This is a genomic window from Streptomyces olivochromogenes (genome assembly GCF_001514115.1).
GTDB classification, from domain to species: domain Bacteria; phylum Actinomycetota; class Actinomycetes; order Streptomycetales; family Streptomycetaceae; genus Streptomyces; species Streptomyces olivochromogenes.
In genome coordinates, this window is record NZ_KQ948451.1 from 888071 (window position 1) to 914470 (window position 26400).

Consider the following 26400-nt stretch of genomic DNA (forward strand, 5'->3'; position numbering starts at 1 on the left):
CGAAGGAAGATGATCACTGTGACCGAAGCAGCCGCGACCGCGGTAACCCTGAAGCGCCTCTCCGACGAAGGCGTCTCCATCTGGCTGGACGACCTCTCCCGCAAGCGCATCGCCTCCGGCAACCTCGCCGAACTCGTAGCGACCAGGCACGTGGTGGGCGTCACCACCAACCCCTCCATCTTCCAGGCCGCCATCGGCTCCGGTGAGGGGTACGAGGAGCAGCTCGGCGACCTGGCCGAGCGCGGCGTGACGGTCGACGAGGCCGTCCGGATGATGACGACGGCCGACGTCCGCGCCGCCGCCGACATCCTGCGCCCGGTCCACGACGCGACCGCCGGCCGTGACGGCCGGGTCTCCATCGAGGTCGACCCGCGCCTCGCCCACAACACCGGGGCGACCGTCGCTGAGGCCAAGCAGCTCTCCTGGCTCGTCGACCGCCCGAACGTGATGATCAAGATCCCGGCGACGAAGGCCGGCCTCCCGGCGATCACCGAGGTCATCGGCCTCGGCATCAGCGTCAATGTGACGCTGATCTTCTCCCTGGAGCGCTACCGCGAGGTGATGGACGCCTACCTGGCGGGCCTGGAGAAGGCCAAGGCGGCGGGCATCGACCTCGCCACCATCCACTCCGTCGCCTCCTTCTTCGTCTCCCGCGTCGACAGCGAGATCGACAAGCGGCTGACGAAGGTCGGCACCGACGAGGCCCTCGCCCTCAAGGGCAGGGCGGCGCTCGCCAACGCGCGGCTCGCCTACGAGGCGTACGAAGAGGTGTTCGCCTCCGCCCGCTGGACCGCGCTCGCCCCGGCCGGCGCCAACAAGCAGCGCCCGCTGTGGGCCTCGACGGGCGTCAAGGACCCCTCGTACAAGGACACGCTGTACGTCGACGAGCTGGTCGCGCCGGGCACGGTCAACACCATGCCGGAGGGGACGCTCAACGCCACGGCCGACCACGGTGACATCCACGGCGACGCGGTGACCGGCGGCTACGCCCAGGCGCGCGCCGACCTCGCCGCCGTGGAAGGGCTCGGGATCTCCTACGACGAGGTGGTCAACCAGCTGGAGGACGAGGGCGTCTCGAAGTTCGAGGCGGCCTGGGAGGATCTGCTCGACGCGGTCGCGACCTCGCTGAGCAGCAAGGGAGTTGAGGGGGAATGACCGAGCTTGAAGCGCTTCCCGACGGTACCCCGCAGGATGCGGCCACCACGCCGGAGGGATCTGGTGACACGACCGTGGAACCGGTCGGTGTGAAGGCGGTCGATGTGACGGCAGTCGATGTGAAGGCGGAGGCCAAGAGCAACGGCCCCGTTCCGGTGGCGGACTGGGAGAACCCGCTCCGTGACCCCCGTGACCGCCGCCTCCCCCGTATCGCGGGTCCCTCGGGCCTCGTCATCTTCGGTGTCACCGGCGACCTGTCCCGCAAGAAGCTGATGCCGGCCGTCTACGACCTCGCCAACCGCGGTCTGCTGCCGCCGGGCTTCTCACTCGTCGGGTTCGCCCGCCGCGACTGGGAGGACGAGGACTTCGCGCAGATCGTGCACGACTCGGTGAAGGAACACGCGCGCACCCCGTTCCGGGAGGAGGTCTGGCAGCAGCTCGCCGAGGGCATGCGGTTCATCCCGGGCACCTTCGACGACGACACGGCGTTCAAGCAGCTGCGCTCCGCCATCGAGGAGCTGGACGCGGCCCGGGGCACCAGCGGCAACTACGCGTTCTACCTCTCCGTGCCTCCGAAGTTCTTCCCGAAGGTCGTCCAGCAGCTCAAGAGGCACGGGCTCGCGAGTCCGCCGGAGGGTTCCTGGCGGCGCGCGGTCATCGAGAAGCCGTTCGGCCACGACCTCGAGAGCGCGCGCGAGCTGAACGCGCTCGTGCACGACGTGTTCGACCCGGAGCAGGTCTTCCGCATCGACCACTACCTCGGCAAGGAGACCGTCCAGAACATCCTGGCGCTCCGCTTCGCCAACCAGATGTACGAGCCCATCTGGAACCGGTCGTACGTCGACCACGTGCAGATCACCATGGCGGAGGACATCGGCATCGGCGGCCGGGCCGGCTACTACGACGGCATCGGTTCGGCCCGTGACGTGATCCAGAACCACCTGCTCCAGCTGATGGCGCTGACCGCCATGGAGGAGCCGATCGCCTTCGACGCCGAGTCGCTGCTGACCGAGAAGCTCAAGGTCCTCAAGTCGGTGAAGCTGCCGGAGAACCTGGGCGAGCACACCGTGCGCGGCCAGTACGCGGCGGCCTGGCAGGGCGGCGAGAAGGTGCGCGGCTATCTGCAGGAGGAGGGCATCGATCCCAAGTCGACGACCGACACCTATGCGGCCGTCAAGCTGGAGGTCGACAACCGCCGCTGGGCGGGCGTCCCCTTCTACCTGCGCACCGGCAAGCGCCTCGGCCGACGGGTGACGGAGATCGCGGTCGTCTTCCAGCGCGCCCCGCACTCCCCCTTCGACTCGACCGCCACCGAGGAGCTCGGCCAGAACGCGATCGTCATCCGCGTCCAGCCCGACGAGGGCATGACGGTGCGCTTCGGATCGAAGGTCCCGGGTACGTCGATGGAGATCCGGGACGTCACGATGGACTTCGCCTACGGCGAGTCGTTCACCGAGTCCAGCCCGGAGGCGTACGAACGGCTGATTCTGGATGTCCTGCTCGGCGACGCCAATCTCTTCCCCCGCCATCAGGAGGTGGAAGAGTCCTGGAAGGTCCTCGACCCGATCGAGGAGTACTGGGAGACCCATGGCAAGCCCGCGCAGTACCCCTCGGGCAGCTGGGGTCCGAAGGAAGCCGACGAGATGCTCGCACGAGACGGACGGAGCTGGCGCAGGCCATGAAGATCGACCTGACCGACACCACGGCAAGCAAGATCAACAAGGCGCTCGTGCAGGGGCGCCGCGCCATCGGCACCCCCGCCGTGGGCATGGTCCTGACGATGGTCATCGTCACCGACGAAGAGAACGCGTACGACGCGATCAAGGCCGCAGAGGAGGCCTCGCGCGAGCACCCCTCGCGCACCCTGGTCGTCATCAAGCGGCACGCCCGCACCCCGCGCGACCGCACCAACTCGCGCCTCGACGCCGAGGTCCGGGTGGGCGCCGACTCCGGTGCCGGTGAGACCGTCGTGCTGCGGACCTACGGCGAGGTGTCCGACCACGCCGACTCCGTGGTCCTGCCGCTGCTGCTGCCGGACGCGCCCGTCGTCGTCTGGTGGCCGGTGGACGCCCCCGAGGTGCCCGCCAAGGACCCGCTGGGCGCCCTCGCGCAGCGCAGGATCACCGACATGTACGCCGTCGAGGCCCCGCTCACGGCCCTGCAGGCCCGCGTCAACTCGTACGCGCCGGGCGACACCGACCTGGCGTGGACCCGGCTGACGCCCTGGCGCTCGATGCTGGCCGCCGCGCTCGACCAGGCCCGTACGAAGGTGATCTCGGCCGCCGTCGAGAGCGAGGCCGACAACCCGAGTGCCGAGCTGCTCGCCCGCTGGTTGGGCGCCCGGCTCGAAGTGCCGGTCGAGCGGGTCGTCACCGCCGGTCCGGTGGTGACCGCGGTGCGGCTCGGCACGAAGAACGGCGAGATCGTGATCGACCGGCCCGAGGGACCGCTGGCCACGCTGTCGCTGCCCGGACAGCCCTCCCGCACCCTCGCGCTGAAGGTGCGCAGCACTTCCGAGCTGATCGCCGAGGAGCTGCGCCGCCTCGACGCGGACGAGATGTACGCCGTCGCCCTGCGGGGCGAGAGCGGCACCAAGGAGACCCCCCGTCATGTCTGACTCCCCCAAGCTCACGCGGCGTCCGGAGTGGGTGGCCCTGGAGGACCACCGCGCGGACGGTCTGCTCCACCCGCAACTGCGTGAGCTGTTCGCCGCCGACCCCGCGCGCGCCGAGCGCTATGTCGTGCGGGTCGGCGATCTGCGGATCGACTACTCCAAGCACCTGATCACGGACGAGACCCTCGCCCTCCTCCAGGAACTGGCCACCGCCACGGATGTGTTCGGACTGCGGGACGCCATGTTCCGCGGCGAGAGGATCAACGTCACCGAGGACAGGGCGGTGCTGCACACCGCCCTGCGGGCCCCGCGGAACGCGGTGATCGAGGTCGACGGGGAGAACGTCGTCCCTGGCGTGCACGCCGTGCTCGACAAGATGGCCGACTTCGCCGAGCGGGTCCGCGCCGGCGAGTGGACCGGTCACACCGGCAAGCGCATCAAGAACGTCGTCAACATCGGTATCGGCGGCTCCGACCTCGGTCCGGCGATGGCGTACGAGGCGCTGCGGGCCTTCACCGACCGCTCGCTGACCGTGCGGTTCGTGTCGAACGTGGACGGCGCCGATCTGCACGAGGCCGTCCGCGACCTCGACCCGGCCGAGACGCTGTTCGTCATCGCCTCGAAGACGTTCACCACGATCGAGACCATCACCAACGCCACCTCGGCGCGGGCCTGGCTGCTCGCCGCGCTCGAAGGCGACGAGAAGGCCGTCGCCAAGCACTTCGTGGCGCTGTCGACGAACGCCGGGAAGGTGTCCGACTTCGGCATCGACACGGCGAACATGTTCGGGTTCTGGGACTGGGTCGGCGGACGCTACTCCTTCGACTCGGCGATCGGCCTGTCGTTGATGATCGCGATCGGCCCGGACCGGTTCCGGGAGCTGCTCGACGGGTTCAGGCTCGTCGACGAGCACTTCCGTACGGCTCCCGCCGAGGCCAACGCGCCTTTGCTGCTCGGCCTGTTGGGCGTCTGGTACGGCAACTTCTTCGACGCCCAGTCGCACGCCGTACTGCCGTACTCGCACTACCTGTCCAAGTTCACCGCCTACCTGCAGCAGTTGGACATGGAGTCCAACGGCAAGTCGGTGGACCGCGACGGCCACCCGGTGGAGTGGCAGACCGGTCCTGTGGTGTGGGGCACGCCCGGCACCAACGGGCAGCACGCCTACTACCAGCTCATCCACCAGGGCACGAAGCTGATCCCGGCCGACTTCATCGGCTTCGCCAACCCGGTCGACGAGTTGGAGCCCGAACTCGCCGCCCAGCACGACCTGTTGATGGCGAACTTCTTCGCGCAGACCCAGGCCCTCGCCTTCGGCAAGACGCCCGACGAGGTGCGCGCCGAGGGCGTGCCCGAGGAACTGGTCCCGCACAAGACGTTCAAGGGCAACCACCCGACGACGACGATCCTCGCGAGCGAGCTGACGCCGTCGGTCCTCGGGCAGCTCATCGCCCTCTACGAGCACAAGGTGTTCGTCCAGGGCGCGATCTGGAACATCGACTCCTTCGACCAGTGGGGCGTCGAACTCGGCAAGGTCCTCGCCAAGCGCGTCGAACCCGCGCTCACCGAAGGCGCCGACGTGCCCGGCCTCGACCCCTCCACCGCCGCCCTCGTGGCCGCGTACCGCACTCTCCGAAAGAAGTGACTGTCATGCAGCTCGGACTCATCGGCCTCGGCAAGATGGGCGGCAACATGCGCGAGCGGATCCGCCGCGCGGGCCACACGGTCGTCGGCTACGACCGCAACCCCGAGGTCTCGGACGTGAGCAGCCTCACCGAACTCGTGAGCGCGCTCGAAGGCCCGCGCGTGGTGTGGGTGATGGTCCCCGCCGGCGGCGCCACGCAGTCCACCATCGACCAGCTCGGCGAGCTCCTGGAGCCCGGTGACACCGTCGTCGACGGCGGCAACTCCCGCTGGACGGACGACGAGAAGCACGCGGAGGAACTGGCCGCCAAGGGCATCGGATTCGTCGACGCGGGCGTCTCCGGCGGCGTCTGGGGCCTCAAGAACGGCTACGCGCTCATGGTCGGCGGCGACGCCGAGCACATCGCCAAGGTGCAGCCGGTCTTCGACGCCCTCAAGCCCGAGGGCGACGCCGGCTTCGTGCACGCCGGCAAGGTCGGCGCGGGCCACTTCTCCAAGATGGTCCACAACGGCATCGAGTACGCCATGATGCAGGCCTACGCCGAGGGCTGGGAGCTCCTGGAGAAGGTCCACTCCGTCACCGACGTGCGCGAGGTCTTCCGCTCCTGGCAGGAAGGCACCGTCATCCGCTCCTGGCTGCTCGACCTCGCTGTCAACGCGCTGGACGACGACGAGCACCTGGAGAAGCTGCGCGGCTACGCGGACGACTCCGGCGAGGGCCGCTGGACCGTCGAGGCGGCCATCGACAACGCCGTCCCGCTGCCCGCCATCACCGCCTCCCTCTTCGCCCGGTTCGCCTCCCGCCAGGACGACTCCCCGCAGATGAAGATGATCGCGGCACTGCGCAACCAGTTCGGCGGCCACGCCGTCGAGTCGGCGAAGTAACGACCATGGGCGACCTCCTGCTGGTCCGCCACGGTGAGACCGAGTGGAGCGTGTCGGGTCAGCACACCAGCTGGACCGACCTCCCCCTCACCCAGCACGGCGAGGAACAGGCCAAGTCCCTCGCCCCGCTGCTCGCCGGCCGGACCTTCGCCCTGGCCCTGACCAGCCCGCTCGGCCGCGCGATACGCACGGCGGAACTCGCGGGAGTGTACGGGGCCGAGGCCGATGCCGATCTGCACGAGTGGGACTACGGCGCGTACGAAGGCGTCACGACCGTCGAGATCCACCGCACCCGGCCCGACTGGTTCCTGTGGAACGACGGCGTGCCGCCCGGCCCCGACGGCCGTCCCGGCGAGTCACCGGCGGAGGTGGGAGAGCGCGCCGACCGCGTGCTGTCCCGCGTCGGTCCTGCGCTCGCCGACGGCGACGTGATCCTCGTGGCACACGCCCACTTCCTGCGCGTGCTGACGGCCCGTCGGCTGGGGCTGTCCCCCGCGGACGGGCGGCTGTTCCAGCTCGCGACGGGTACCGTCAGCCGGCTGTCCACCGAGCACGGGCATCCTGTGATCGCCGAGTGGAACGCCACCGGAACTTCTGCGGCGGTTCGCTAGTTTCTACATTGCTGTAGAAATCGACGAGGTCACGGTCCGCCCTCCGGGGCGGGCCGGACCTCTCGCCCTTTGGGCAGTGGCATCGTCATCGGCGGCGCCGACGGCGACTTCGACAAGATTGAGCAGGTCGTCGTGCGCGAGGCGTGCTTCACGCTCGACCTGCCGCCGCACGAGTTCGACCTGTAGTTCCCCAGCGGTCCCGGCCGTGCCACCTCGACGGCCGGGACACGTGAGGTGGCTCAGGCGCCGCGCGTGGCGCGCCCGCGCCACTTCACGTACTCCGCCTCCGGGTCGCCGGTGCGGGACCAGGGCATCCTGCTGGCACGCACCCCCAGGGTCCGGAAGAGCGGGGCCGCGAGATCCCACTGACCGGCGTAACTGGCGGCGTGCGCCAGATAGTTGAGGTCGCGCACCTCCTCCGGCGTGGGCTGGCCGTCCGGGCGTGCGGCGATCCAGCGCTGCCAGGTGTGCCGTACGTCGTCGACGGCTCCCTCGTGGTTCCAGTGCCCGTCGAGGTCGACGGGCACGTCCGGCCGCCCGTTCGCCTCCTCCTGGAGAAAGCGGTACTCCTCCACGCGGGCGAACTGCACCAGGACCGGCAGCGCGCAGCCCGGTGGGGCGACGGCCGCCGCGTCGCGGGCGAAGTCGTACATCAGGCCGTGGGTGCCGTGCCAGCGCGCCGAGTAGTAGCGCAGCACGTGGAGGTGCCCCTCGATCGTGTAGGGGTCGCGGGCGTGCAACTCGTCCCACCAGCGGCCGAGTTCCTGGCGGCGCACCCCGGCGGCGTAGAGCCGGGCGACGGAGATGAGGCAGATCCAGGGTGTGGGGTCATCGGGGTAGGCCTCGGCGCCCTGCAGACAGGCCATCACCGCCCGGTCGACGCGCCGCTGCTCGACGGGTACGCGCCCGCCCGCGGCGGTGGCGAGGGTGAAGGCCCTGGCCACCTCGGTCGCGGCCCGCAGTACCAGGGCGTCGGGGCTGCGCGGCTCCGCGGCGAGCCAGGACTCGACCGCGGAGTTGCCCGCGCACGCGGGCGCGAGCAGCCGGATCCGGTGGGCGCGCACGGACCACGCGGGGCCGGTCACCCGCAGCAGATCCCGCAGACCCTGCCAGCGCCCGTTGGCGATGTCCTTGCGTGCGGTGGTGAGGGGCGCGTCCCCATAGTCGGGGTCGAAGTCGGGGGTGAAGCGGTCTCCCGGCATGGGCTCCCTCTCAGAACGTGAAGCACTGAAACCGGCCTCGGAGCCGGAGGCCGATTGCTCCACGTCCTGGGCAGCAGACTGGGGGCGATACCGCGCTGCCGCTGTCATCGGCCGACGGTCGCTCCGCAGAGGTGTTCCGCGGGTGGTGTGATGATAGCGGTGGTCATTGGTGTTTCAATGTCAACTGACGGGTAATATGCGCCGCCTGGGGCTCGGACGAGCGGCGTCGTGACGCGAGTGGCGGCGTGACGCGGCCGAGGGGTCAGCGCCCCGGCCGGCGCGGCAGGTGCTGCGCGGCCAGTCGCACCGGGGCGTTCTGCGCTCCGTAGCCCCGGTAACCGCCGTCACGCTGGACGAGCTCGAAGAAGACGCGGCCGACCGTTTCCGTGTAGCAGTGGCGGAACTCGCCCTCCGCGTCACGGTCGTAGAGGATGCCGAGTTCGCGGTACGTCTCCGGCTCGCCGTCGGCGAACTCATACCGTGCGGCGAGGTCGTCGTAGTAGTTCGCGGGCATCGCCAGCAGTCGGCCGCCGGCCTCGCGGAAGCGGCGGGCCGCGGTGACCACGTCGTCGGTGGCGAGGGCGATGTGCTGGGCGCGGGCGCCCTCGTCAGTGGGGGCGGGCCCGACGCCGAGGGCGATACGGACGCTGCCGTCGGCGTTGGTGACCGCGCGGCTGCGGTGCAGTCCGTAGGGGTCGGCGACATCGACGCTGTCCTGTGCGCTCAGCCCGAGCACACTGCGGTGGAAGAGGGCCGCCTCGTCGAACTGGTGCCAGGGCTGGGTGAGGGCCAGGTGGTCGATGCGGGCCACGTACTGCGGGAGTCGTTCGTGCGGGACCGGCACGAAGTCGCCCGTCCACCCATCGGGTTCGGGATGCCCGGAGCGATCCGTGACACAGAAGAAGAGTTCGGTGCCGTCGGGGGCGGCCACCGCGTCCAGCGGTGCGTCTTCGGGGGCGCGGCGGCGGGGCAGGACCGGGGCGAGGAGGGATTCGGCGCGCCGGGACGCGGCGGCCGGGTCCGGGGACTCCAGGCCGACGGCGGCGAGGGAGGTGCCGTCGCGCCGGGCGGCCGGTCCGGTGTTCACGAGGACACGGGCCTCGCCGTGCTGCCAGAGATCGACGGGCTTGCTGCGGTGCCTGGCCCTGCGGGTGAAGCCGAGGGCGCCGAGGAGCGCGGTGACGGGTTCGACGTCGGGGGTGACGAGCTCGGCGAAGGCGACACCGGTCGCCGCCACGGGCGCGGGCGGGGCCGCGAGTCCCGTCGCCTCCTGGAGGACGAGGAGGGAGCGACGCGCGTCCACGGCGGTCGGCCCGGCCTCGGCCTGCCGGAAGACGTCGTTGAAGACCTCGAGGGAGAGCGGTCCGCGGTATCCGGCCCGCAGGACGTGTCCGAGGAACCCCGCGATGTCGAAGCCGCCCTGGCCCGGGAAGCAGCGGTAGTGGCGGCTCCACTGCAGGACGTCCATCGCCATCAGGGGGGCGTCGGCCAGTTGCAGGAAGAAGATCTTCTCGCCGGGTATGTCCTCGATCCCCTTGGGGTCGCCGCCGCGGGCGAGGATGTGGAAGCTGTCCAGGCAGGTGCCGAGGGCGGGGTGGTCCGCGGCTTCGACGATGCTCCAGGCGTGGTCGTACGTACTCACATGTCGGCCCCACGCGAGCGCCTCGTAGGCGACGCGCATGCCGAAGTCCTGTGCGAGGTCCGCGAGCCGGCGCAGCTGGTCGGCCGCGAGCGCGTCGTCGTCCACGGCGAGCGGGGAGACGCTGGAGCAGACCAGGACCGTGTCGGTGCCGAGGCGGCGCATGAGTTCGAACTTGTGCCGGGCCCGGCGCAGATTGCGGGCGAACTCCGCCTCGGGCACCGCTTCGATGTCCCGCATCGGCTGGTACAGGTCGATGCTCAGACCGAGGTCCGCGGTGCGGGCCCGGATCTCCTCGGGTGTGAGGGGGCTCGCGAGCAGATCGTTCTCGAAGATCTCCACCCCGTCGAACCCCGCCCGCCCCGCGGCCGTGAGCTTCTCGGTCAGGGACCCACTGAGCGAGACAGTGGCAATGGACGTACGCACGTCGATACTCCTTAGCTGTCGCTCCACACACGGGCCCGGCGAGGCCCGGGCCTCGTAAGGGGCGCGGGGCTGTGACATGTGCGGCTCCGCCGCGTGGGCGCGCCCCGCACCCCGCGCACCCGCCCCGCAAGGGGCGCGGGGAACTGCGCGACCAGCCCCCACGCCCCCGCACCCCGCCACACAACCCGAGCCACCCCACCCATCAGGCGCCCTCAGCCGCCAACACCCGCACCCGGTACACCCGCCAGCTCAGCAATGTCCGCCAGCATCCGAACGGCATCCGGCTCCCGCCCCGTGAACAGCCGAAACGCGTCCGCCGCCTGGAACACGGCCATGCCCCCGCCATCCAGCGTCGCGCACCCCACCGCCCGGGCCGTGCGCAGCAACTCGGTCTCCAGCGGCCGGTACACCACCTCGGCGACCCACAGACCGGGATGCAGCAGCTCGGCCGGGAACGGCAGCCCGGGATGGGCCGCCATCCCGGTGGGCGTCGCGTGCACCACCCCGTCGGCCAGGCCGAGCAGCCCCCCGAGCGCGTCCGGCGTCGCGGCCGCCGCCCGCCCCGCACCGAAGTGCCGGTTCAGCGCGGCGGCGAGATCCGCCGCCCGGTCCGGCATCGCGTCCACGACGGTGACGTGCCCCGTGCCCAGCGTCAGCACGGCGTGGGCGACCGCCGCCCCCGCCCCGCCCGCGCCCAGCTGCACGACCCGCTCCAGCGGGACATCGGGCAGCCCGCGCGCGAAGGACGCCGCGAACCCGGTGACATCGGTGTTGTGCCCGATCGCGCGGCCCCCCTCGAAGACGACGGTGTTGACCGCGCCGAGGGCCGCCGCCTGCGGAGCGAGCTCGTCGAGGTGGTCGATGACCAGTTGCTTGCAGGGGTGCGTGATGTTCAGCCCGTCGAAGCCGAGGTCCCGCGCGGCCCGTACGAGATCGCCTACCGCCTCCGGCCCGACCCCGAGCACGTCGATGTCGATCAGCCGGTACAGATAGCGCAGTCCCTGCCGGTCGGCCTCGCGCTCGTGCAGCGCGGGGCTGAGCGAGGGGCCGATACCGGAACCGATGAGGCCGACGAGATACGTGTCCATGGTCACGGCGGACCTCCTGAGCGCTCACTAATGTACGAACTAGTACGTTAGCTATATCAGCATCCCGAGCTCGCGTGAAGGCCCGCCCCGGAACTCGGGACCACGGCGGCAGACCCTGCTTCTACAATCGCGGGCACCGACCCCCTCGCCCGAAGGAAGCCGATGACCAGCGTCGAAGAACCTGCACGGCCCGCCGGGCGCATCCGCGACGCCGCCCGGACCAAGGCCGAGATTCTCGACGTGGCGACCCAGGAGTTCTCCCGCGCCGGCTTCGCCGGTGCCCGCGTCGACGAGATCGCCGCCCGCACCCGCACCACCAAGCGGATGATCTATTACTACTTCGGCGGCAAGGAGCAGCTGTTCACGGCGGTTCTGGAGCGCGCGTACTCCGTGATCCGGATGGCCGAACAGGAGCTGGACGTCGAGCACTTGGACCCGGTCGCGGCCATCCGCAGGCTCGCCGAGCTGACCTTCGACCACCATGAGGCGCATCCGGACTTCATCCGGCTGGTCAGCATCGAGAACATCCACGAGGCGGAGCACATAGCGGCGTCCGAGGAACTCGGGACGATCGGTTCGCCCGCGCTGGAGGTGATCCGCCGCATCCTGGAGACCGGCCGGAAGTCGGGGCTGTTCACGGCCGACGTCGACGCCGTGGACCTGCACGCGATGATCAGCTCGTTCTGCTTCTTCCGGGTCTCCAACCGGCATACCTTCGGCGCCCTCTTCGGCCGTGACCTGGTCGCCCCCGACCAGCGGGAGCACTACCGGACCATGCTCGGCGACATGGTCATCGCCTATCTGACGGCGGACCGCACGCAGGACTGAGAACGGCAGGACCGTCCCCCCGCTCCGTGCCCCTCTCCGGGGCCGGGGCGGGGCACGGCCGGGAGGGATCCTTCAGCACGACCTCTTGACACCCGGGAAACGTGGGCGCAACATCCGTACCCATCCGCTACTAACTATCCAGTGGGTTAATTAGCCGGACGCGCAACGTTGAGCAGACCTCCCACCGTCGAGCAGACTCGTCGCATCCGGCACGGCCGACCCGTACACCCCCAGGGCCCCGGCACCTCTCCCCTCCGTCACTCCGTCACTCCCGTCCCCGGAGTTCCCTCGAAGGAGCACGCCGTGTCTGTCCCCGCCGTCCCGCTCGACGCGCCGCCCGGCCAGCCCCGGAAGGCCGCCATGGCCGCCTGGATCGGCAGCGCCCTGGAGTACTACGACTTCTTCATCTACGGCAGCGCCGCGGCCCTGATCTTCCCGAAGGTCTTCTTCGACGCGTCGGACCCGGCCACCGCGACCCTCCTCTCGCTGGCCACGTTCGGCGTCGCGTACGCGGCCCGCCCGGTCGGCGCGCTCTTCCTCGGCCACTTCGGCGACCGGGTCGGCCGCAAGAAGATCATGGTCTTCACGCTGATCCTGATGGGCCTGTCGACGTTCCTCATCGGCTGTCTGCCCACGCGCGCTCAGGTCGGCGGCCTCGCCCCGGTCCTGCTGGTGCTCTGCCGCGTCCTCCAGGGCATCTCCGCGGCCGGTGAGCAGGCGAGCGCCAACTCCATGACGCTGGAACACGCGCCGCCCCACCGGCGGGGCTTCTTCACCAGCTTCACCCTCAGCGGCACCCAGGGCGGCCAGCTCCTGGCGACCCTGGTGTTCCTGCCGGTCGCCGCGCTGCCCGAGGACCAACTGCTCTCCTGGGGCTGGCGCGTGCCGTTCTGGGCGAGCGTCGCGGTCGCCGTGGTCGGCTATGTCATCCGCCGCACCCTCCAGGAGACGCCGGCCTTCACCCAGCAGGCCGCGAGCGAGGGCGTTCCCGACCTGCCGCTCCTCGTGCTCCTCCGCGAGCACTGGGCGGACGTCCTGAGGGTCGTCGCGGGCGCCCTGATCGCCTCGGTCAGCACGATCTTCACGGTGTGGGCGCTGGCGTACGGCACGAGCGACTCGGTCGGGCTGTCGCGCACGCAGATGCTGTGGGTGGGCGCGCTCGCCAACATCGTCGCCCTCGGCGCGATCCCCGCCTGGGCCACGCTCTCCGACCGGATCGGCCGCCGCCCGGTCTTCCTGATCGGCGCCGCGGGCAGCGCCGTGCTGATGTTCGCCTACCTGTGGGCCATCTCGACCGGCTCGTACCCCCTCGTCCTCCTCTTCGGCATCCTCGCCTTCGGTGTCGTGTACAGCGCGGCCAACGGTGTCTGGCCGTCCTTCTACGGCGAGATGTTCTCCACCCGCGTCCGGCTCTCCGGTATGGCGATCGGCACGCAGATCGGCTTCGCCGTCGCCGGGTTCGCGGTCACCTTCGCCGCGCGGATAGCGGGTCCGGGCGGCGACGACTGGTCGTCGGTGGCGCTGTTCACCGCGGCGCTGTGCATCCCGCCGGTGCTCGCCGCGGTCACGGCCCGCGAGACGCACACGGTGCCGACGGAGGACCTGGGCGAGCGGTCGCACCAGGACGCCGCGAAGCGCGAGGCCGTGAGCGCCTGACCGCCCGACGGGGGGCACGGTTGACAGCTGACGTTTTCGGCAAGAACATCGGCCGGTACCAGCGGACAGAAACGGCGCGGTTACACAGAGCCACTCCGCGCACCCCGGCCGGGTTCAGGGGCGGCCGGTGTGCGCGGAGATCCTGTCGACCCTCGGCTCACCGTTCGGGCCCCGTCCAGCAAGGGACCTAGTTCGTCGTTCACGGCAGTCAGGGCCCGTACGTCCCGTTCGGTCCTGACGATGAGGAGTGCCCCCTCCAGGGCGCTGATCATGACCGTTGCCGCCAGGGAAGTAGTGCTGGAGCGATCCGCGCGGCGCCCGAGCATGCGCGGCGACCTCACGCATCCCCGCCGCGCTGACCCCGTCGCACCGGATGAGCTGTGCCACGCTGATCGGGTCCCGGTCTCCGGGTCGCGGGTCCCGGCGGGGGCCGGGCGGCTGGTGGCGACGAGACCGTGGCACAGGGCCACGGCGGGTCCGACATGGTGGCCGTGCTCCGCGCAATCGAGGCCCGCAGCGACGAGGGAGCGGGTTCAGCGTCCGCGGGGGACGCCGTACGCGCGCTCCACGTGGAGCCGTAGGACGAGCCGGCCGTCGCTGACCATGGCGGCCCGGTAATCGTCCCAGTCGGGGTGCTCGCCTCGGACCGCCCGGTAGAGCCGCACCAACTCCTCGACGGTCTCGTCGTGGGGGTCCCGGGCGACGGGAGTGAGCTCGGCGGTCCCCTCGGCGACCGTGTACGCCCAACGGTCCTCGGCGGTCACATGGTAGGAGGCCCGCGGGTCCCGGCGCAGATTGCGGGTCTTGGCGCGGCCGTCCGTGACCGAGACCCGGACGATCCGCTCATCGGGATCGTAGGCGTGGTTCACGTTGGACAGCTGGGGCCTGCCGTCCTTCTTGAGGGTGACCAGCACCCCGCCGTCGTACTCGGAGAGCAGCTTGAGCAGCGTGTCCTGCGTCGCGTCCTGAGTCATGTATCGCTCAACCCCGGGGAACGCATGGCCATTCCCGTCACGTAGACACCGTCTAGCAACACGATAGACAGTGTCTACGAGTACTGGTAGACAGTGTCTATGAATGAAAATGAAGCGGACACGGGGCTGCGGGCCCGGTTGATCGAGGTGGGCGTGGATCTGGTGTCCACGGCGGGAGCGCAGGTTCTGACCCTGCGGGAGATCGCCCGTCGCGCGGGCGTCTCCCACGGTGCCCCGCGCCGCTACTTCCCGACCCATCTGGAACTGCTCTCCGCCATCGCGCGCCGGGGCTTCGCCGACCTCGGGGCCCGGGCGACGGAGGCGCTGGGCGACGGAGGGGCAAGTCCCCGCGCCCGGCTCACGACGCTGGGGAGGGTCTATCTCGACTTCGCCTTCACTCAGCCCGGGATGTACGAACTGATGTTCCGCCACGATCTCCTGGAGAGTGGGAAATTGGGGCTCCGGGAGACCAGCCTGCCGCTGTTCGGCGTCCTGGTGGACCTGGTCGGCCGGGCACGCCCCGAGGCCGACGCCGCGCTCGTCGCGGGCGCCCTCTGGGCGAACCTGCACGGGATCGCCCAGCTGTGGGGCTGGGGCAGCCTCCAACTCGCCACCGGAGCCACCGACTTCGTACCCCTGTTGGATGCCGCGCTGGACGCGCACCTCGGACCGGAGGAGCGGTGAAACCCTCGGCGCGGCGCCGTCTCACGCTGACCAACAGCGTCGTCGGGGCCGTGATCGTCGCGCTGGACGGAACCGTCCTCACCGTCGCTCAGCCCACACTGCGACGCGACCTGGACGCGTCGTTCGCACAGGTGCAGTGGACCAGTACCGGCTATCTCATCGCGGTGGCCAGTCTGTTGGTGTTCGCGGGCCGACTCGGGGACCGGTACGGCCACCAACAGGTCTTCGCCGTGGGGATGGTGGGGTTCGCGGCGGCGTCGGCGGGGATCGGTCTGGCGCCCGACATCCGCTGGGTCATCGGACTGCGGGTCGCCCAGGGGGTCTTCGGCGCGCTGTCGCAGCCCGCCACGCTCGGGATGCTGCGCGCGGCCTACCCGCCCGACCGGCTCGGCATGCCCATCGCGCTGCGCACCAGCGCCATCGGTCTCGCCGCGGCCGCGGGCCCCCTCGTCGGCGGGGCGCTGGTGACCCAGCTGGGCTGGCGTGCCGTCTTCTTCCTCAACGTCGTACCCGCGCTCGTCATCGCCGCCCTGGCCCTGACCGTCCGGGACGCGCCCCGGGCCAAAGGCTCGGCGGCCGGACTCGACCTGCCCGGCGCGGCGCTGCTCGCGGTGGCCCTGGTCGCCCTGGTGCGCACGCTCGTCGCGCTGCCGGAAACGGGCCTGACCACGACGACCGTGCTCGGGCCGCTCGTGGCGACGGTCGCGGCAGCCGCGTTCGTACGGCACGAACGGCGCGCGGCGAGCCCGCTGATGCCGCCCGGCCTGCTCGGCTCCCCCACGGTCGGCGCGGCGCTCGGCACCCTCGTGTGCGCCTCCGCCGCGCTGTTCGGCACCCTCTTCGTCAGCACCTACTACCTTCAGGACGTGCTCGGCCTCGACCCGCTCCAGAGCAGCCTGCGCGCGCTCCCGCTGGCCGTGATGATGGTGCTGGGCGCGCCGGTCTCCGCCGTACTGCTGCGCCGCTACGGCCCACGCCGCACGACCGGGACCGCGATGCTGCTGCTCCTCCTCGGCGTCCTGCTGCTGTCCCGGCTCGACCGCGCCTCGACGGACCTGACGATCGGCGCCGGATTCCTGCTCCTGGGCGCGGGGTTCGTCGCGGTGATGGTGAGCGCGACGGCCGTCGTCGTACGCCGCGCGTCCGCCGGGTCGGCCGGGGTGGCGGGCGGGCTCCAGCAGACCGCGATGAACATCGGACCGACGGTGGGGGTGGCCGTCGCGACCACGCTGGTCGGCCTGGCCGGCTTCGGCATGGGCCCCGCGCTGACCGTCCTCGCGGCCCTCACGGCGGTCGGCGCGCTGTCGGCGCTGCGGCTGCCGGGCCGCGGCGACGCACCGGTCGCCGAGCGGCGACCCGCCGGTCACCCACCCGGCGACGCCACTCGCGAAGTCCGTACGAGACGATGAGGGCGAGCGAGACGATGAGGACGAGCGAGTCCGAGAGCCGCAGTCCGGAGGAGAACCATGGGACATCTGCGACAAGAGATCGAGCCGAGCGAGGCCGGCCTTGATCCGAAGGCGCTGGCCCGCCTGGACCAGCACTTCTCCCACCTGGTCGACGACCTCCGGCTGCCCGGCTACCTCGTGTCCGTGTCCCGGCACGGCCGGGTCGCGCACCTCACCACGTACGGCCACCGCGACCGCGAGGCCCGACTCCCCGTCGAGACCGACACCTTGTGGCGGATCTACTCGATGACGAAGCCGGTCACCTCGGTCGCCGCGCTGATGCTCCTGGAGGAGGGCCGCTTCCGGCTCGACGACCCCGTCGCCCGTTTCCTCCCCGCCTTCGCCGACCCCCGGGTGTACGTCAGCGGGTCGGGCGCCGACATGAAGACCCGCCCGGCCGGTCAACCCCTCCTGATCCGGAATCTGTTGACCCACACCTCGGGTCTCACCTTCGGCTTCTACCACTCCCACCCCGTCGACGCGCTCTACCGCGAGGCCGGTCTGGAGTCGTCGGTGGCGCCGGGCGCGGACCTGGCCGGGACCTGCGACGTGTACGCGGGCCTGCCCCTGCAGTTCGAGCCGGGCACCGAGTGGAACTACTCCGTCTCCACCAATGTGCTCGGCCGCCTGATCGAGGTGGTGTCGGGGCAGGACCTCGACGAGTTCCTCGCCGAGCGGATCTTCGGGCCGCTGGGGATGACGGACGCCGGGTTCTGCGTCACCGACGAGCAGGCCGGGCGGCTCGCCGAGCTCTACGGCGAGGACACCGAGGGCCGCATCACCCCGATCGCCGGGCTCCCTCTGCACGGCCGCCCGCGCTTCCTCTCCGGCAGCGGCGGCATGGTGGCCTCCGCGTACGACTACCACCGCTTCATGGAGATGCTCCGCCGTCGCGGCGAACTCGACGGGGCCCGGCTGCTGAAGCCGGAGACCGTGGACACGATGGCCGCCAACCACCTCCCGGGCGGCGTCGACCGCCGCACCTTCGGCAGCGCGCTGCACAGGGAACCCGGCAACGCGGGGCTCGGCTTCGGCCTCGGGGTCTCCGTCGTGGTGGACCCCGAGATCACCCGGTCGCCGTCCAGCGAGGGCGCGTTCGGCTGGAGCGGGGTCGCCAGTACGACCTTCTGGGTCGACCCGCGCCACGACCTGACCGTGCAGTTCTACACCCAGGTCCGCCCGTCCTCGTCCCACTCGATCTATCCCGAGCTCAAGCGGCTCGTGCACGAGGCGGTGCTCGACTGAGCCCGGCTACCCCGCGCGCAGGGTGAAGGGCACTCCCTCCCGGGCGAGTTCGGCCAGCCACTGTTCGGAGCGCTGCGCCGACTCCGCGGCGCGGGCGAGCCCCGGCGGGAGCGAACCGTCCAGGATGTGGCGGACCCCGAGGGCGAGCGTGCGGGAGACACAGCGGGCCATGGCGCTCTCCTCGGCGGTGCCCACGAGGTCGAGGAGGTAGCGCCCCGACCAGGTCGCGCCGGAGCCGCCGCGCACGTCGAGACAGACGGCGAGGACGACCCGGTCACGGTCCGCGTCGGTGGTCGGATAGGTCTTGGCCAGCTCCTGGGCGAGGGTCGTGATCCGCCGGTCGTCGCCCGCCTTCAACTCCTCGAAGACCGCGTCCCAGGCCCGCAGCCAGCCGTCGAGGCGCAGGGTGCCGCGCACGAAGGTCTCCGGCTTCCAGGTGCCGGGAAGCCCGTACTGCTCGACGAAGGGCACGCTGTCGCGGTTGGGGTAGACCTCGAAGGCCTCGCCGTCGATCAGGTGGGGGCGGGTGGCCTCCCAGGGGCGGTCGGCGGTGGTCTCGGTGCCGTCCTCGACATAGCGGGCGGGCGAGCGCAGAGCGTTCAGCACGCCCGCGGGTGCCCAGCTGAAGCGGTACTTGAAGTCGTTGGGCACGGCGGGGACGCCGCCGCAGTACGAGGTGAGGCGGTACGAGGCGGCCGACCCGGCGCCGATCTCGGCCTCGGCCCGGGTGATCAGACTGTGCGCGAAGAGGTGGTCGATGCCCGGGTCGAGCCCGCACTCGGTCAGCACCACCACTCCCGCCGCCTCGGCCGCAGGCACCTGGTCGAGGACCGCGTCCGACACATAGCTGGAGCAGGCGAAGTGGGCGCCGCGCTCGACGCAGACGGCGAGCAGCGGGGCGTGTTCGGGTGCGGGCAGCATGGAGACGACGACGTCTCCGGGGGCGAGCTCGGCGGCGAGCGCCGCCCGTGTGTACGCACGGGGCTCGGCCCGCCCGGTCAGACCCAGCGCCTCCAGGCTGCGCGCCGCACGCTCCTCGGTGCGGTGCCACAGGCGTACGCGGTCGGCGGCGTCGCAGGTCGCGGCGAGACCGCGGCCGGTGGACAGGCCCGCGCCGATCCAGTGGACGGTGCCGCTCGCGGCCGTCACCTCAGACATCACGCGACTCCCCTTCCGCTGCCTTCTCTACGTGCTCTGTCTTCTCGACGTGCTCTGTCTTCTCGACGTGCTCTGTCTTCTCGACGTGCTCTGTCTTCTCGGCTTCCTCAGCTACCCCGGCTTCCTCTGCTTCGAGGGCGCGGCACGCCTCGTGGAAGCGGTCCAGGCAACGCCCCCACGGGCCGCCGACCCCGAACTCCAGCAGCTGGGGCAGCAGCGACGCCGAGAAGTCGACGCTCGCCTCCAGCGGCAGCAGCGACGGCAGATTGTCGATGGCGATCAGGTCGAGGGCGGGCCGCTCGCGGATGCGGCGGGCGGGGTGCGTCCAGTCCGTCGTGGTGTCGTAGATCGGCAGTACGTTCAGGGGGGAGCCGACGTCGCAGGTGACGTCGCACAGGGTGCGCAGCCGGCGGCCGGGCTCGTCGAGGTCCTTGTCCGTGAGGAAGGGCGGGATCGGCCGGGTGGTGAGCACGGTGTTGACCATCAACTCGTGTGCCAGCAGCGCCGGTCGGTCCAGTTCACGGGTCTCGGCGAGGTCCCAGCTGGTGGGCTCGACCCCGGCCACGCCCAGCGCCACCCGGGCACCCCGGCCGCTGCGGCCGAGCGCGCCGATGACGAGGGCCCGCATCTCCCCCTCCTCGGAGGCGAGTTCGGCGTCCAGCTCCTCCTTCGACGTGGGCCGCAACGGGCCCTTGAGGCTGCCCCGGTGGTGCAGCACCGCCAGGGCGGCGCCCAGGTATCCGGCCCAGTAGCCGAACGCGGCGAGCCTGCGCCCGTCGTCGTGCACCAGGTACTCGATGTCCAGCAGGGCCCCGCCCCCGGCGATGAACCTGTGGAGCAGAGCGGCTGCCCCCGGCTGCCGCTTGTAGGCATGCCCGAAGAAGACATGACGGTGTGCCAGTTCGGGTGGTCCGTCCGGGAGTTCCTTCAGGCCCACGACTACGGCGTCCGGCGGCGCCGACACCCAGGAGCCTGCCTTCGCGACCCGGCACCCGGCGTCCTCGTACGCCTCGATCGGAAAGACCCGCTGCGGCGACTCCTCGACCGTGAGCGTCACGCCGCTCTCCACGAGCCGTCGGGCGTCCGAGGGCACGATCGGGGTACGCCGTTCGGTCGTACGGATCTCGTGGCGCAGCCACAAGTGGAGCTCGGTCATACGAGGTTGACCTCCGGGCGCGGGGCGTCGGCGGTGAAGCGCTCGACGCTCAGGGGGCTGATGTCGACGAAGGGTACGCGGCCCAGGTACAGATCACGGATCACCTCGCCGACCGCCGGTCCCTGGAGGAAGCCGTGGCCCGAGAACCCGGTCGCGTACAGGAAGCGTGCGCACGAACGCGCCTCGCCGATCAGGGCGTTGTGGTCCGGAGTGATCTCGTACAGGCCCGCCCAGCCGCCCGTCCGGCGCAGGTCGAGCAGGGCCGGGGCGCGGCGCTCCATCGCCTCGGACAGGCGGGGGATCCAGCGGTCGTGGGACGTGGTGGCGAAGCCGGGGATCTCGTCGGGGTCGGACATGCCGAGGAGGAGGCCGGGGCCCTCGCTGTGGAAGTAGAGACTCGTGGTGAAGTCGATGGTCATGGGAAGGTCGGGCGGCAGGCCCGGGACGGCTTCGGTGACGGCGATCTGGCGGCGCAGCGGTTCCACCGGCAGGTCCACGCCCACCATCGCGCCGACCGCCCGGGACCAGGCGCCGGCCGCGCAGACGACCGTGTCGGTGGCGATCCGCCCCTGGCTGGTGACGACCGCGGTGATCTCGTCGCCGCGGGTCTCGATGCCGGTGACCTCGCGGTGCCGCAGCACGGTCGCGCCGTACCGGCGGGCCCCGGCCGCGTAGCCCTGCACGACGGACTCGGGCGTGCAGTGCCCGTCGTCCGGGGAGAAGGCCGCCGCCAGCAGCCCGTCGGTGGTGATCAGCGGGGACAGCCGCTGGGCCTCGGCCGGATCGATCAGACGGCTGGGCACCCCGAGCGCGTTCTGCCGCCGTACGCCGTCCTCGAAAGCGGCGACCTCCTCGGGGGTGGACAGCAGGAACAGATAGCCGACCCGGCGCAGCCCGATGTCCTGGCCCGGTTCCTCACCGAAACGGGCGAACGCCTCCAGACTCCGGGCACCCAGCTGGATGTTCAGCTCGTCGGAGAACTGCGCCCGTACCCCGCCCGCGGCCCGCGAGGTGGACCCGGAGGCGAGTTCGTCTCGCTCGACGAGGACCACGTCCGGTACACCGGCCCGGGCCAGGTGGTAGGCGATGCTCGTGCCCATCACCCCGCCGCCGATGACGACGACCCGCGCGCTGCCGGTCATCCGCGCGCCTCCCGGGCACGAGCGGCCGCGATCACGGCCCAGGCCGCGGCGGCGTCCTGGATGCCGAGCCCGACGCTGTTGTAGAAGACGATGTCGTCGGGGTGGGTGCGGGCCTGGTGGCTGCCGGTGAGGACGCCGCCGAGCGGGATCAGGTCGGCGCGGGTGAGCACTCCCTCCCGCAGCGCGTCCACGATCGGTCCGGCGTGCTCGGCCGCCGTCTCCGGGTCGTCGACCACGACCGCCGCCGCCCGCCGTACGACCTCCGTGTCGACCTCGCTGCGGGTGGGCTCGAAGGAGCCGACGCTGACGACCGCGCACCCCGGCGCCAGCCAGGCGCCGCGTACGACGGGTGTGCTGCTGAGCGTGCAGGCGGCGACCATGGGCAGGCCCGCGACGGCTTCCTCCGCCGTGTCGACGGCCTTGGTCGCGACCCCGAGTTCCGTCGCGAGGCTCCGCGCCGCCCGCGCCCGTCGGGCCGGGTTCGGGCTCCACACCCGTACGGACCTGAGGTCCCGCACCCGGGCGACGGCCCGCGCGTGGGCGAGGGCCTGGGTGCCGGAGCCGAGAAGGCCCAGCTCCGCGCTGTCGGCGGTGGCCAGCGCGTCGAGGGCGACGGCGCTCGCCGCGGCGGTGCGCAGGGTCGTGACCGCCGTACCGTCCATGACGGCGGCGAGTTGCCCGGTCACCGGATCGAGCGCGTTGATCACGGCGTGCACCGTCGGCAGCCCGGCCGCCGTGTTGGCCGGGTTGACACTGCCGAACTTGGCGACGGCCCCGGTGTCGACGGACAGCCGGGCGAGGTAGGCGAAGACGACGCTGTCGTCGAATCGGCTGGGGTGCATGATCTTGCCGGGGAGCTCGGCGGTGCCGTCACCGAGCGCGGTGAACGCCGCGCGCTGCGAGGCGATCGCCGCATCGGTGTCCAACAGCTCCGTCACCCGGTCCCGGGAGAGGTACAGGACGTCGTCGGTCATTCCTTGTACCTTTCCCCGCGCGCACCTCTCTCACCACAGCCGGCGCCTCCGGGTGACGCCCTCGGGCGCCCGCGCTCAGGAGGAGTGGGAGACCACCACGTCCAGATGCGGCAGGAAGTGGTCGAGTCGCTCCCGCTTGGTGCGCAGATAGGTGATGTTCTGCGGGCACGGCGGTATGAGCAGCGGGACCTGCTCGGCGACCTTGATGCCGTTGCGCTGGAGCGACTCCCGCTTGCGCGGGTTGTTCGAGAGCAGGCGTACGGAGCGGACGCCGAGGTCGTGCAGGATGTCCGCCGCGACCCGGTAGTCACGGGCGTCGACCGGCAGGCCGAGGGCGACGTTCGCCTCGACGGTGTCGAGGCCCTCCGACTGGAGCTTCATCGCCTGCAGCTTCGCGAGCAGTCCGATGCCGCGGCCCTCGTGGCCGCGGAGGTAGACGAGGACGCCACGGCCCTCCGCGACGATGGCGCGCAGCGCGGCGGCGAGCTGGTCACCGCACTCGCAGTGGGTCGACCCGAAGGCGTCCCCGGTGAGGCACTCCGAATGGAGCCGGGTGAGGACTCCTTCCTTCGTGGCGTCTTCCCCGCTGTTGCTGAGATCGCCGACCTCCCCGTAAACCAGGGCCACTTGCTCCTCTCCGCGATCGTGATCCAGGAAGCCGACCGCCTGGAAGTCGCCGTACACGGTGGGCAAAGGGGCATTCACGACTCGTTCGACACCTGTGAGGCGTGCGGTCCCGGCGAGTACTCCAAAGTTATCTGTCATGATCTGGTTCCTAAGCAGAGTCGAAAGCAGCGTCGAAAGGCCGTGAAACATGAGTGGTTCGGGAACGCGCTCGGCGGTATCCGGTCTGTTGCCGGCGGACACCACGGAGGATGTACGCGAGCGGGGGGCCGGTGTCGCCCGTGAGGTCGCCGTGCTTCCCGTCGGGAGTTTCGAACAGCACGGTGCCTACCTTCCGTTGGCGACGGACACGCTGGTCGCGTGCGCCGTCGCGGAACGGATCGCCGCCGCTCATCCGGTCCATCTCCTTCCTCCGGTGACGATCTCCTGCTCGCACGAGCACGCGGCCTGGCCGGGTACCGTCAGCATTTCCGCCGTCACGCTGCACGCGGTGGTGCGGGACATAGCCGCATCGCTGCGCCACTCCGGCGTCGACACCCTGGTGCTGGTCAACGGGCACGGCGGGAATTACGTGCTGGGCAATGTGGTTCAGGAATCCGTCGGCACCGGTACGCGTATGGCGCTTTTCCCGGCCATGGAGGACTGGGAGGCGGCGCTGGAACGGGCAGGCGTGGAGACCTCGTTGCTCACCGATATGCATGCCGGTGAAATCGAGACCTCCATTCTTCTGCACACGCATCCTGAATTGGTCCGGCCCGGTTACGAGACGTCCGACTTCGTCGCGGACGACCGACGTCATCTGCTCACCCTCGGAATGGCCGGCTATACCGAGTCCGGCGTCATCGGCCGTCCCTCGAAGGCGTCCGCCGAGAAGGGGAAGGAGCTCCTGGCGGGGCTGACCGAGGCCTTCGGGGCGTACTTCTCCTTGGTGACGGCGAAGACGCTGCCCACCGCCTCCGACGCGGCCCCGGCCAAGGGGACTTCCGGAGTGTGAACTTCGGCGGTCTCTGACGCTCGGCATTGATCGTGCCCTCCTGCGTTCTCCTGCCGGGGGCGCCGCAGCGCCGCGAACCACCGGACGACCAGGACCGCGACGCCGGGCAGGGCGGCGGCGAAGCTGAGCACTCCGTAGATCACCGCGACGCTCAGGCCCATGCCGGCGCCCAGCCCGGCGGCGCCGAAGGCCCAGGCCATGACGCCTTCCCTGGGGCCCCAGCCGCCGATGTTCAGCGGCAGGCCCATGGCGAGCAGGGCCAGCAGGGCGAGCGGCAGCAGTACGGCGACGGAGGCGTGCGATCCGGCGACGCGGGCGGCGAGCAGGAACATCGCCAGATGTCCCGCCAGCACCACGACCGACGAGATGAGCACGCCCGGCCAGTTGCCGCGGGCGAGCAGCGCGCCGCGCGCCTCGGTGAGCGCGGCGCGGACGGCCCCGTAGCGCCGGGACGGGCCGGACTGGGCTCTGCCCCTGCGGACCGCGCCCGCCGTGACGACTCCGCACACCGAGACGATCGCCAGGATCAGGGCGAGCCTGCGGGCGTCCGCGAGGACCGGTGACGGGAAGGTGAGCAGGACCACCGCTCCGGCGGCCACCAGGACCGCCTGGCCCGCGGTCCGTTCGAGGACCACGGCGCGTACGCCGCGGCCGACGTCCCCGGTGCTCTGGCCGTGTCGTACGGCGCGGTGCACATCGCCGAGGACACCGCCGGGCAGCGCCGCGTTCAGGAACAGCGCGCGGTAGTAGTCCGCGACGGCGCCGCCCAGCGGCAGCCGGATCCGCAGTCCACGTGCCACCAGGCACCAGCGCCAGGCGCTGAACACGGTGGTCAGCAGACCGAGCCCCAGCCCCGCCAGCAGGGTCGGGCCGTCGACCCGTCGCAGGCCGTCCAGGAAGACACCGGTACCGAGCCGCCAGAGCAGCACACCGAGGATGAGGACACCGGCGACGGAACCGATGTGCGTGCGCAGCGAGCCCCCCTTGCGGCGGGCGGGGGTCGGGTCGGCTTCCTGCCGGGCCGGGGACGTCTCGGCGTCGACGTGAACCGCGCCGGGGCGGGAACGGAGGAGCTCCGTCACGCCGCGGGCCGGCGCGTTCGACTCGCCGTCGGCGTGCGGCTCACCCGGCTCGCCCTCGGCGTGCGACTGACCCGCCTCGCCACTGGTCGTTGCCGTGTCCGCCGGACTCACGTCGCCGCGCACCGAAACCAGGTCCGCGTCGGCGTGGGCCCGGACAGCGGTCGCCGCACCGCGCGGGCTGGACGTGCCCGCGTCCACGCCGACCGCCTCCGCCGTCCCCGCCCCGGCGCTCACGCCGCACCGCCGGTCGGCCGCGGCAGCGCCAGTACGTCGCTGTGGTGGACCTGCACGCGCAGCTCACCCGCGGCGCAGGCGGCGAGGCGGGACTGCAGATACGACTCTGCACGGGCGGCCAGCGCGGGCCGCTCCTCGACGGCCGCGCCGACCCACCCGCGCAGCCACTCCGCCGTGAGGTCGGCCTCGTCGGCGCCGAGCCGCCAGGGGCTCGGATGCACCCGTACCGTCGCGCCGTGCCGGTCGAAGGCCTCGCAGGCCGCCGTGATCGCGTCGGGGCCGAGCAGTTCCCCGCGCCGCTGGTGGGCGTTGAACGCCTCGGCGAACTCGGCGTCCAGCGGATCGGCCGGTGTGAACTCGACGCGCCCCACGACGGAGAGCGTGAGCAGGGCCGGCACCCCGGCGCCCGCGCAGGCCGCCGCGAGCCGGTCGATCTCCTCGCGGGTCAGCACGTCGAGCAGGGCGGACGCCGTCACCAGGGACGCCCCGGTCAGCGCGTCCGCGGTCAGCCGGCCGATGTCACCGCGCTGGGTGGTGACCGTGACCCGGCTGCCGTCGGCGGCCGCTTGCGGTGCGCCCACGGTCGCGAAATGCAGCAGATAGGGGTCCCGGTCGTGCAGGATCCAGTGCTGGGCGCCGTCGAGCCGGGGGGCGAGCCAGCGGCCCATGGAGCCGGTGCCGCAGCCGAGGTCGTGGATCACCAGGTCGCCGGCGCGGCCCGGCCGGTTCGCCAGCCGGATGCGCAGCGGGTCGAGCAGTTCGGGCGCCCGTGCGGCGGCGTCCGCGGGCTCCCGCAGCTGGAGCCACTGAGGGGCGTAGCGGGGCACGTCGTCGTCGGGCGCGCTCACGCGCTGCCCCGGAACCCCGGACACACCACCCTGCACGCCCACCTCCGACACGCCCTGTTCCGGAACTCCCGACGGAGTCGCAGTCATGC

The 26400-nt window shown here is 71.5% G+C and carries 22 protein-coding genes and 4 pseudogenes; 14 read left to right on the forward strand and 12 right to left on the reverse strand.

Translation table 11 applies throughout. The annotated features are described in order from the left end of the window. Positions 1–9 precede the first annotated feature (9 nt). The 7 genes and pseudogenes from tal to AQJ27_RS51750 all read left to right on the forward strand — a co-directional run. Positions 10–1155 (forward strand): transaldolase, encoded by a 1146-nt coding sequence (gene tal, locus AQJ27_RS04070; protein WP_067361660.1) that lies wholly within the window; start codon positions 10–12, stop codon positions 1153–1155. Further along, positions 1152–2837 (forward strand): glucose-6-phosphate dehydrogenase, encoded by a 1686-nt coding sequence (gene zwf, locus AQJ27_RS04075; RefSeq protein WP_235613390.1) that lies wholly within the window; start codon positions 1152–1154, stop codon positions 2835–2837. The genes tal and zwf overlap by 4 nt, the downstream gene beginning before the upstream one ends. Next, on the forward strand, positions 2834–3772 hold the full coding sequence (gene opcA, locus AQJ27_RS04080) for a glucose-6-phosphate dehydrogenase assembly protein OpcA (protein ID WP_067361663.1): 939 nt from the start codon (positions 2834–2836) through the stop codon (positions 3770–3772). The genes zwf and opcA overlap by 4 nt, the downstream gene beginning before the upstream one ends. Beyond that, on the forward strand, positions 3765–5414 hold the full coding sequence (gene pgi / locus AQJ27_RS04085; RefSeq protein WP_067361666.1) for a glucose-6-phosphate isomerase: 1650 nt from the start codon (positions 3765–3767) through the stop codon (positions 5412–5414). Before opcA ends, pgi begins: the two co-directional genes overlap by 8 nt. A gap of 5 nt (positions 5415–5419) precedes the next feature. After that, positions 5420–6298 (forward strand): phosphogluconate dehydrogenase (NAD(+)-dependent, decarboxylating), encoded by an 879-nt coding sequence (gene gnd / locus AQJ27_RS04090; protein ID WP_067361669.1) that lies wholly within the window; start codon positions 5420–5422, stop codon positions 6296–6298. Positions 6299–6303: 5 nt separating this feature from the next. Next, positions 6304–6909, forward strand: a complete 606-nt coding sequence (locus tag AQJ27_RS04095; protein ID WP_067361671.1) for a histidine phosphatase family protein — start codon at positions 6304–6306, stop codon at positions 6907–6909. A gap of 78 nt (positions 6910–6987) precedes the next feature. Continuing rightward, a pseudogene (locus AQJ27_RS51750) lies at positions 6988–7095 on the forward strand (TerB family tellurite resistance protein); the annotation flags it as partial. 53 nt (positions 7096–7148) lie between these two features. On the opposite strand, the gene AQJ27_RS04100 reads toward AQJ27_RS51750, so the two are convergent. The 3 genes from AQJ27_RS04100 to AQJ27_RS04110 form a co-directional block, all read right to left on the reverse strand. Next, positions 7149–8111 (reverse strand): hypothetical protein, encoded by a 963-nt coding sequence (locus tag AQJ27_RS04100; protein WP_067361673.1) that lies wholly within the window; start codon positions 8109–8111, stop codon positions 7149–7151. Between the two features lie 262 nt (positions 8112–8373). Beyond that, a complete protein-coding gene (locus AQJ27_RS04105) occupies positions 8374–10176 on the reverse strand; it encodes a bifunctional sugar phosphate isomerase/epimerase/4-hydroxyphenylpyruvate dioxygenase family protein (RefSeq protein ID WP_067361676.1) in 1803 nt (600 codons plus the stop codon). 212 nt (positions 10177–10388) lie between these two features. Further along, positions 10389–11264, reverse strand: coding sequence for a shikimate dehydrogenase (locus AQJ27_RS04110; protein ID WP_067362744.1), 876 nt, complete (start codon positions 11262–11264; stop codon positions 10389–10391). Between the two features lie 162 nt (positions 11265–11426). Between AQJ27_RS04110 and AQJ27_RS04115 the strand changes: the two genes are divergently transcribed. Both AQJ27_RS04115 and AQJ27_RS04120 read left to right on the forward strand, forming a co-directional pair. Further along, the gene (locus AQJ27_RS04115) at positions 11427–12092 is read left to right on the forward strand and encodes a TetR/AcrR family transcriptional regulator (protein WP_067361678.1); all 666 of its coding nucleotides are present in this window, start codon (positions 11427–11429) and stop codon (positions 12090–12092) included. Positions 12093–12395: 303 nt separating this feature from the next. Continuing rightward, on the forward strand, positions 12396–13748 hold the full coding sequence (locus AQJ27_RS04120) for an MFS transporter (protein ID WP_067361680.1): 1353 nt from the start codon (positions 12396–12398) through the stop codon (positions 13746–13748). Between the two features lie 279 nt (positions 13749–14027). On the opposite strand, the pseudogene AQJ27_RS60735 reads toward AQJ27_RS04120, so the two are convergent. Further along, positions 14028–14141, reverse strand: a pseudogene (locus AQJ27_RS60735) (TetR family transcriptional regulator); the annotation flags it as partial. 53 nt (positions 14142–14194) lie between these two features. On the opposite strand from AQJ27_RS60735, the pseudogene AQJ27_RS61195 reads away from it, so the two are divergent. After that, positions 14195–14329 (forward strand): annotated as a pseudogene (locus tag AQJ27_RS61195) (NAD(P)-dependent oxidoreductase); the annotation flags it as partial. Here AQJ27_RS61195 and AQJ27_RS04125 read toward each other — a convergent pair. Next, positions 14282–14722 carry a PPOX class F420-dependent oxidoreductase gene (locus AQJ27_RS04125; RefSeq protein ID WP_067361682.1) on the reverse strand — a complete coding sequence of 147 codons (441 nt, stop codon included), beginning with the start codon at positions 14720–14722 and terminating at the stop codon, positions 14282–14284. The pseudogene AQJ27_RS61195 and the gene AQJ27_RS04125 sit on opposite strands and share 48 nt — an antisense overlap. A gap of 99 nt (positions 14723–14821) precedes the next feature. Between AQJ27_RS04125 and AQJ27_RS04130 the strand changes: the two genes are divergently transcribed. Genes AQJ27_RS04130 through AQJ27_RS04140 form a run of 3 tightly spaced genes read left to right on the forward strand, consistent with a single transcriptional unit; the run spans position 14822 to position 18099 of the window. After that, positions 14822–15406: a TetR/AcrR family transcriptional regulator gene (locus tag AQJ27_RS04130; RefSeq protein WP_067361685.1), complete on the forward strand. Its 585-nt coding sequence runs from the start codon at positions 14822–14824 to the stop codon at positions 15404–15406. Further along, positions 15403–16815, forward strand: coding sequence for an MFS transporter (locus AQJ27_RS04135; protein WP_067361687.1), 1413 nt, complete (start codon positions 15403–15405; stop codon positions 16813–16815). Before AQJ27_RS04130 ends, AQJ27_RS04135 begins: the two co-directional genes overlap by 4 nt. Positions 16816–16872: 57 nt before the next feature. Continuing rightward, a complete protein-coding gene (locus AQJ27_RS04140) occupies positions 16873–18099 on the forward strand; it encodes a serine hydrolase domain-containing protein (protein WP_067361689.1) in 1227 nt (408 codons plus the stop codon). Between the two features lie 6 nt (positions 18100–18105). On the opposite strand, the gene AQJ27_RS04145 is transcribed toward AQJ27_RS04140, so the two are convergent. The 5 genes from AQJ27_RS04145 to ribA form a co-directional block, all read right to left on the reverse strand. Then, positions 18106–19257: a saccharopine dehydrogenase family protein gene (locus AQJ27_RS04145; protein WP_067361691.1), complete on the reverse strand. Its 1152-nt coding sequence runs from the start codon at positions 19255–19257 to the stop codon at positions 18106–18108. Next, positions 19250–20413, reverse strand: coding sequence for a saccharopine dehydrogenase (locus AQJ27_RS04150; RefSeq protein WP_079064760.1), 1164 nt, complete (start codon positions 20411–20413; stop codon positions 19250–19252). Before AQJ27_RS04150 ends, AQJ27_RS04145 begins: the two co-directional genes overlap by 8 nt. Then, entirely contained in the window at positions 20410–21555 is a 1146-nt protein-coding gene (locus tag AQJ27_RS04155; RefSeq protein WP_067361694.1) for an NAD(P)/FAD-dependent oxidoreductase, read from the reverse strand. The genes AQJ27_RS04150 and AQJ27_RS04155 overlap by 4 nt, the downstream gene beginning before the upstream one ends. Continuing rightward, positions 21552–22529 (reverse strand): ornithine cyclodeaminase family protein, encoded by a 978-nt coding sequence (locus AQJ27_RS04160; RefSeq protein ID WP_067361696.1) that lies wholly within the window; start codon positions 22527–22529, stop codon positions 21552–21554. The genes AQJ27_RS04155 and AQJ27_RS04160 overlap by 4 nt, the downstream gene beginning before the upstream one ends. Positions 22530–22604: 75 nt before the next feature. Then, positions 22605–23294, reverse strand: a complete 690-nt coding sequence (gene ribA / locus AQJ27_RS04165) for a GTP cyclohydrolase II (RefSeq protein ID WP_067361698.1) — start codon at positions 23292–23294, stop codon at positions 22605–22607. Positions 23295–23343: 49 nt separating this feature from the next. Between ribA and AQJ27_RS51760 the strand changes: the two genes are divergently transcribed. Next, positions 23344–24147, forward strand: a complete 804-nt coding sequence (locus AQJ27_RS51760) for a creatininase family protein (RefSeq protein WP_079064761.1) — start codon at positions 23344–23346, stop codon at positions 24145–24147. Between the two features lie 173 nt (positions 24148–24320). Here AQJ27_RS51760 and AQJ27_RS58440 read toward each other — a convergent pair. Both AQJ27_RS58440 and AQJ27_RS04175 read right to left on the reverse strand, forming a co-directional pair. Beyond that, positions 24321–25463 (reverse strand): annotated as a pseudogene (locus tag AQJ27_RS58440) (lysylphosphatidylglycerol synthase transmembrane domain-containing protein); the annotation flags it as partial. Beyond that, a complete protein-coding gene (locus AQJ27_RS04175) occupies positions 25460–26398 on the reverse strand; it encodes a class I SAM-dependent methyltransferase (protein WP_425275186.1) in 939 nt (312 codons plus the stop codon). The gene AQJ27_RS04175 and the pseudogene AQJ27_RS58440, both read right to left, overlap by 4 nt. Positions 26399–26400 lie beyond the last annotated feature (2 nt).